Annotated in this window: 5 protein-coding genes and 1 pseudogene; 5 read left to right on the plus strand and 1 reads right to left on the minus strand. The window is 75.9% G+C overall.

Annotation, left to right across the window (positions count from 1 at the left end):
- Positions 1–264 precede the first annotated feature (264 nt).
- Together ACSNOG_RS18980 and ACSNOG_RS18985 are read left to right on the plus strand one after the other, a co-directional pair.
- Entirely contained in the window at positions 265–1,587 is a 1,323-nt protein-coding gene (locus ACSNOG_RS18980; protein ID WP_436753842.1) for an NAD(P)/FAD-dependent oxidoreductase, read from the plus strand.
- 88 nt (positions 1,588–1,675) lie between these two features.
- Positions 1,676–2,722 carry a phosphatidylinositol-specific phospholipase C domain-containing protein gene (locus tag ACSNOG_RS18985; protein WP_436753843.1) on the plus strand — a complete coding sequence of 349 codons (1,047 nt, stop codon included), beginning with the start codon at positions 1,676–1,678 and terminating at the stop codon, positions 2,720–2,722.
- 30 nt (positions 2,723–2,752) lie between these two features.
- Here ACSNOG_RS18985 and ACSNOG_RS18990 read toward each other — a convergent pair whose 3' ends face one another.
- A complete protein-coding gene (locus ACSNOG_RS18990; protein WP_436753844.1) occupies positions 2,753–3,547 on the minus strand; it encodes a PaaX family transcriptional regulator C-terminal domain-containing protein in 795 nt (264 codons plus the stop codon).
- 103 nt (positions 3,548–3,650) lie between these two features.
- Between ACSNOG_RS18990 and ACSNOG_RS18995 the strand changes: the two genes are divergently transcribed.
- From ACSNOG_RS18995 to ACSNOG_RS19005, 3 genes and pseudogenes are all read left to right on the plus strand, one after another.
- Entirely contained in the window at positions 3,651–5,297 is a 1,647-nt protein-coding gene (locus ACSNOG_RS18995) for an acyl-CoA dehydrogenase family protein (protein WP_436753845.1), read from the plus strand.
- Positions 5,294–6,073 carry a crotonase/enoyl-CoA hydratase family protein gene (locus tag ACSNOG_RS19000; protein WP_436753846.1) on the plus strand — a complete coding sequence of 260 codons (780 nt, stop codon included), beginning with the start codon at positions 5,294–5,296 and terminating at the stop codon, positions 6,071–6,073. Before ACSNOG_RS18995 ends, ACSNOG_RS19000 begins: the two co-directional genes overlap by 4 nt.
- 175 nt (positions 6,074–6,248) lie before the next feature.
- Positions 6,249–6,737 (plus strand): annotated as a pseudogene (locus ACSNOG_RS19005) (hypothetical protein); the annotation flags it as partial.

The raw sequence follows: 6,737 nt of genomic DNA on the forward strand, positions 1-6,737 counted from the left end.
CCCGTCCAAGGGCCTGTCCAGTGCTTGCCCGGCGGGCCGCGCCCGGGAGCGTCACGCCACGAACCACTGCACAATCGTGCAGTTCTGTATACGACCGGAATAGGCGACTTGCAGATGTGTCCGGTTCCCGGCACCGGCCCTCCGTTTGGACCTCAGCCGGGCCGGTTAACCGGAGGAGTGCCGTTCCTCCGCATGCGTATCCCGCACCCGTACCCCTGCCCGACCCGCCCCCTTGCCCGGCAGACCGGACCACAGGAGCCGTCAGTGAGCACCCGAGCCCGCATCGTCGTCGTCGGAGCCGGATTCGCCGGCTACCAGGCCGCCCGCGAGCTGTCCCGCACGGCGCGCGGCGCCGCCGAGATCGTGCTCGTCAACCCCCACGACTACTTCCTCTACCTGCCCCTCCTCCCCGAGGTCGCGGCCGGCGTCCTCGAGCCGCGCAGGGTGTCGGTGTCGCTGACCGGGACCCTGCCGCGGGTCCGGCTCGTCCTCGGCCAGGTCGACACCGTCGACCTCGACGGCCGGAGCATCGGGTACGCCGACCCCGAGGGCAACCGGGGCACCTTGGAGTACGACCGGCTGCTGCTGACCGTGGGCAGCGTCAACAAGCTGCTGCCCGTGCCCGGCGTCGCCGAGCGCGCCCACGGCTTCCGCGGCCTGCCCGAGGCCCTCTACCTGCGCGACCACGTCGTGCGCCAGACCGAGCTCGCGGCCGCCGCGCGCGACGCGGACGCGCGCACCGCCCGGCTGACCTTCGTGGTCGTCGGAGCGGGGTACACCGGCACCGAAGTGGCCGCCCACGGCGTGCTGTTCACCGACTCGCTGGTGCGCCGCAACAGCGCCCTGCGCGAGGCCGGCGCCCGCCCCCGCTGGGTGCTCCTGGACCTCGCCCCGCGCGTCCTGCCCGAGCTGGACGAGCGCCTCTCGCGCACCGCCGACCGGGTGCTGCGCCGCCGCGGCGTGGAGATCCGTACGGGCACCTCCGTCAAGGAGGCCACCCGCGAGGGCGTGCACCTGGACGACGGGGAGTTCGTCCCGACGCGCTCCCTCGTGTGGTGCGTCGGGGTCCGCCCGGACCCGCTGGTCGCCGGCCTCGGCCTGCCCACCGAGCGGGGGCGGCTGTGCGTGGACGAGTACCTGGCCGTCCCCGGGCACCCGGAGGTCTTTGCCTGCGGCGACGCCGCGGCCGTGCCCGACCTCGCCCGGCCCGGCGAGTACACCCCGATGACCGCCCAGCACGCCCAGCGGCAGGGCCGGACCGCCGCCCGCAACATCGCCGCGTCCTACGGGCGCGGCGAGCGCCGCCCCTACCGCCACCGCGACCTGGGCTTCACCGTCGACCTAGGCGGCGTCCAGGCCGCGGCCGACCCGCTGCACATCCCGCTCTCCGGCCCCCTGGCCAGTGCCGTCACCCGCGGCTATCACCTGGCGGCGATGCCCGGCAACCGCATCCGCGTCGCCGCCGACTGGCTCCTCGACGCGGTCCTGCCCCGCCAGGGCGTCCAGCTCGGCCTGGTCCGCTCCGGGTCCGTCCCGCTCGACACGGAGACGCCGGAGGTGGCCCGCACGCCGTACGACGGGCCGTGACCCGCGGCGGCCGCCCGGGACCCGCCCGCCGGTGACGTACCCTACTGCCCGTTCATATCAGCACACTTGAGCGAGAGCAGCGGGGGACATGAGAAGAAGAGCGATACGCACGGCACTGACGACGGCCGTGACCGCGGCACTGACGGCGGTCACGGCCGTCGCGTCCGCTCCGGCCGGGGCGGCCGAAGGCCCGGCGTACTCGGCGACGACCTCCGTCGGCGTCCACAACGCCTACGAGGACGCCAAGTACCCCTACTTCGCGGACGCCCTGGACTCCGGCGCGTCCCTGCTCGAACTCGACGTCTGGACCAACGGCTTCGGCGGGCGCTCCTTCCGCGTCTCGCACTCCAGCCCCCTGCGCAACGTCAACAACTGCGAGGGCGCCACGTCTCCGGCGAAGCTGCGCACCGGGGCCCGCAACCAGCCGCTGTCCGGCTGCCTCGCCGACATCCGCGCCTGGCACGACGCCCACCCCGGGCACCGCCCCGTCCTGCTCAAGGTCGAGATGAAGGACGGCTTCAACGCCGACAGCGGCCGCGGCCCCGCCGAACTCGACGCCCTGTTCACGGAGAAGCTCGGCGACGCCCTCTACCGCCCCGCCGACCTCGCGGGCGGCCACGCCACCCTGGAGGAGGCCGCCCGGGCCGGCGGCTGGCCCGCGCGCTCCGCGATGGCCGGCAAGTTCCTCGTGGAGCTGATCCCCGGCACCGTGGAGGAGGGCAACCCCGTCGACCGGCTGTGGACCGACCGGGAGTACGCCCAGCACCTGCGCGACCTGGCGGCAGCCGGCCGGCTCCGTCGGGCCGCCGCCTTCCCCGCCGTCCACGGCGCCGCCCCCGGCGACCCCCGCACCCGCTACGCCGACGCCTCCCTGCGCCCCTGGTTCGTCGTCTTCGACGGCGACGCCGCCACGTACACGGCGGGCGGCATCGACACGGGCTGGTACGACGACCGGCACTACCTCCTCGTCATGACGGACGCCCACAAGGTGGCCCCGGTCATCGACGGCACCCGCCCCACCGAGGCCCAGGCCCGCGAGCGCCTCGCCCTCATGGCCAAGGCCCACGCGAGCTTCGCCACCGCGGACTGGTACCCGCTGCCGCAGGTGCTCTCCGCGGTGCTGCCGCGGGGCTGACCGGACCGAGGCTACGGGCGGCGCCGCGTCTCAGATGCCGATGCGGCGCCGCAGCAGGGCCCGGAAGTCGCGGTCGAACGCCTCGTAGCGGCGCCGCAGTTGCGCCCCGGGCCAGTCCTGCGGCAGCAGCTCCTCCGGCAGGACCGGGTCCGACAGCAGGTGCCGCAGGACGGCGGCCGAGACGGTGAAGCGCTCCGCGAGGGCCGCCGTGCGGTCCTCGCGGAGCGCGGAGTCCAGGAAGCGGGCGCGCGAGGCCCAGCCGTCCAGGTCCCACAGGGCCGCCGCGAGCCGCGCCGGGTCGCCCTCCGGCGCGCCCGCCAGCAGCGTGCACTGGGCGGTGACCACCGCAGGCCGCTCCCGCAGGAGGTTGGCGGGACGCATCCAGCAGCCCTCGCGGAGCTCGCCGAGCCGGAGCGCGGCCATGGCCTGGCGCAGCGCCGCCCGGTCGGACGCGCTGCGGCGTTCCGGGGTGACCACGGCGATCTCCCAGCCGCCGTCCCACGGCCGGGTGCGGGGCGCGCGGCTGTCGTCCTGCCGGGCCTGGCGGGCGAGGAGCCGCTCGGTGAGCCGGTACGTGCCGTCGTGCTGCTCCAGGTCGCCGGCGGCGACCATCCGGGTCAGGGCCGTGCGCACCGTTCCCTCCGCGGTCCCGAACAGCTCTCCCACGCGCACGAGGGCGCGCACGGGGAGCGCGGGCGGGTGGTGCCCGAGGAGGGTGGAGAGCACGACCGAGCGCGCGGTCAGGGGCCGCAGGGCAGGCGCGGCGGGAACGCCGGGAAGGACGTCGGCAAGAGCGTCGGGAGAAGCAGCAACGGTGTCGTCCATGTCCGGGCCCACCCTATCCATTACAGTCCTTCATCACGCATCATGAAACTGTAATACCACCCGACGTCCCACGCCCTGCCGAACGGCCCGCCCGGAGGTCGCCATGAGCGCCACGCACGACGTGTTCAACCAGGCCCCGCCCCTGACCGGCTACACCACCGCCGACGACCCCGCCCTGCTGGAGGCGCTGCGCCGCGACGGCGGCGCGTGGGGGGAGGCCGGGGTCCGCGAGCTCGGTGCGCGGGCCGGATCGCAGGAGGTGCAGGACTGGGCTCGCACGGCCGAGGCGTACCCCCCGGTGCTGCGCACGCACGACCGCTACGGCCACCGCGTCGACGAGGTCGAGTTCCACCCGTCCTGGCACCGGCTGATGGCCGCCGCCGTGGAGAGCGGCCAGCACGCCGCCCCCTGGACCGAGGCCCGCCCCGGCGCCCACCTGGTGCGCGCCGCGAAGTTCTACGTATGGGCCCAGGCCGAGCCCGGTCACGGCTGCCCCGTCTCGATGACGTACGCCGCCGTCCCGGCCCTGCGCGCCCAGCCCGCACTGGCCGCCGCCTACGAGCCGCTGCTGGCCTCCCGCACGTACGACTACGGGCTGCGCCCCCCGCTCGGCAAGCAGGGCCTGATCGCCGGCATGTCGATGACGGAGAAGCAGGGCGGCTCCGACGTGCGCGCCAACACCACCACGGCCGTGCCCGCGGGCGACGGCACCTACGTGATCACCGGTCACAAGTGGTTCACCTCCGCGCCCATGAGCGACGTCTTCCTCGTCCTCGCCCAGGCCCCCGAGGGCCTGACCTGCTTCCTCATGCCGCGCGTACTGCCCGACGGCACCCGCAACGCCCTGCGCCTGCAGCGGCTCAAGGACAAGCTCGGCAACCGCTCCAACGCCTCGGCCGAGATCGAGTACGAGCAGGCCGTGGCCTGGCCGGTCGGCGAGCCGGGGCGCGGCGTGCGCACGATCGTCGAGATGGTGAACATGACCCGGCTCGACTGCGTCATCGGCTCCGCGGCCGGCATGCGGGCCGGGCTCCGTCAGGCCCTGCACCACGCCGCGCACCGCAAGGCGTTCGGCGCCGACCTGATCGACCAGCCCCTGATGCGCAACGTCCTGGCCGACCTCGCCGTGGAGTCGGAGGCCGCCACCGCGCTCGCGATGCGGCTCGCGGCCGCGCTCGACCGCTCCGAGGCGGGCGACGCCGCCGAGGCCGCCCTGCGCCGGCTCGCCCTCGCCGCCGGCAAGTACTGGGTCTGCAAGCGCGGCAGCGCCCACGCTGCGGAGGCGCTGGAGTGCCTGGGCGGCAACGGCTACGTCGAGGAGTCCGGCATGCCGCGGCTGTACCGGGAGGCCCCGCTGCTGTCCATCTGGGAGGGCTCGGGCAACGTCGCCGCGCTCGACGTCCTGCGGGCCCTGACGAAGGAACCGGCCGCCCTGGACGCCTACTTCGCGGAGGTCGGCGAGGCGGCCGGCGCGGACGCCCGGCTCGACGCGGCCGTCGCGCGCCTGCGCGACCTCCTCGGCGAGCTCTCCGACCCCGCCCGCGCCCAGCTCCTCGCCCGCCGCCTGGCCGAGCAGCTGACGCTCGTCCTGCAGGGCAGCCTGCTCGTACGCCACAGCACGCCCGCCGTCGCGGACGCCTTCTGCGCCTCCCGCCTGGGCGCCGACTGGGGCAACGCCTTCGGCACCCTGCCGCCGGGCACGGACCTCGGCCCGGTCCTGGACCGCGCCCTGCTCAAAGAGGCGCTGTGACCGGCCCGGCCGCCCCGGTGCGTACGGAGCGCCGCGGGCCGGTCACCACCGTCGTGCTGTCCCGCCCGGAGGCCCGCAACGCCGTGGACGGGCCGACCGCCGCCGCACTGGCCGACGCCTTCCGGGCGTTCGAAGCGGACGAGAGCGCCCTCGTCGCGGTGCTGTGGGGCGAGGGCGGCACCTTCTGCGCCGGGGCGGACCTGAAGGCCTTCGGCGGCGAGCGCGGCAACCGGGTCGAGGCCGGCGGGGACGGCCCGATGGGCCCCACGCGGCTGCGGTTGTCCAAACCCGTCGTCGCGGCGGTCAGCGGGCACGCGGTCGCGGGAGGCCTGGAACTGGCGCTCTGGTGCGACCTGCGGGTGGCCGAGGAGGACGCCGTCTTCGGGGTGTTCTGCCGCCGCTGGGGCGTCCCGCTGATCGACGGCGGCACCGTCCGCCTGCCCCGGCTGATCGGAACGAGCCGCGCGATGGACCTGGTGCTGACGGGCCGCCCGGTGCCCGCCGCCGAGGCGTACGCGATCGGGCTCGCGAACCGCGTGGTCCCCACCGGAACGGCCCGCGCCGCCGCGGAGCAACTGGCCGGGGAGATCGCCCGGTTCCCCCAGGGCTGCCTGCGCGGGGACCGCGCCTCCGTGCTCGATCAGGAGGGCTTGGCCGAAGAGCGGGCGATGGCGGCCGAGTTCGCGTACGGCAGCGAGTCGCTGACCGGGGCCGTCGAGGGCGCCGCCCGCTTCGCCGCCGGAGCCGGCCGGCACGGTGACTTCACGGACCTGTGAGGCGGCCCGGAACGGCGGCAGGGCGGACGCGCGGCCTACGGCAGGTCGCCGTGTGGCCTGTTCGTCCTCCTTGCGGGGTGAATCCCGCACACAAAACTCACAGTTCTTCACCCCTTCGATGGGATTGACCCCCTGGTGCGGCAGTTGAGGGCCGGACGGCCGCGAGGATCTCCCCGTGAGCGGATGGGTGCGCGCCGGGCGCGCGGGGATCGTGGCCTTCGCGGCCGTGCTGGCGACGACCGGGGCCGGGCCCTTCCCCGGGGACGACCCCGGTCCCGGCGGGCCTGTCCGGGCCGGCGGGGAGCACCCCGCGCCCCGGCCGCCGGCCGAGGCCCTGCGCGGCCTCCCGCGCATCCGCCCGGGCTCCGTCACCATCGATGACGAGCCCGGTCCGAACGGCGTTGCCGGGCGCGGCGGCACGGCCGTCCCGCCGCGAGGCGTTCCCCGTCACGGCCGCATCCGCGTCGAGACCGGCGGCGTCGGCGTCGGCGACGAGGCCGCCGCGGAGATCGATCACCGGCCCGGCTGCCTGCGGGTCGGCGCCCGCGGCGTTGCCGGCTCCGCCATCATCGTCCTGGGCTGCGGGCCCGCCCCGCGCCCCGTCACCCCGGCGGCCCCGCGCCCGCCCGCGCCCGCCCCCGCGCCGCCCCGGCCCGTACCACCG

Origin of the sequence: Streptomyces sp. URMC 124 (assembly GCF_051386455.1) — a bacterium.
Taxonomy (GTDB): domain Bacteria; phylum Actinomycetota; class Actinomycetes; order Streptomycetales; family Streptomycetaceae; genus Streptomyces.

What these genes read in the sequence shown, in the direction of transcription:
- ACSNOG_RS18990 (WP_436753844.1), bottom strand. Translation starts at nt 3,547, where the DNA reads ATGGACGACACCGTTGCTGCTTCTCCCGACGCTCTTGCCGACGTCCTT.
- ACSNOG_RS18985 (WP_436753843.1), top strand. Translation starts at nt 1,676, where the DNA reads ATGAGAAGAAGAGCGATACGCACGGCACTGACGACGGCCGTGACCGCG.
- ACSNOG_RS18995 (WP_436753845.1), top strand. Translation starts at nt 3,651, where the DNA reads ATGAGCGCCACGCACGACGTGTTCAACCAGGCCCCGCCCCTGACCGGC.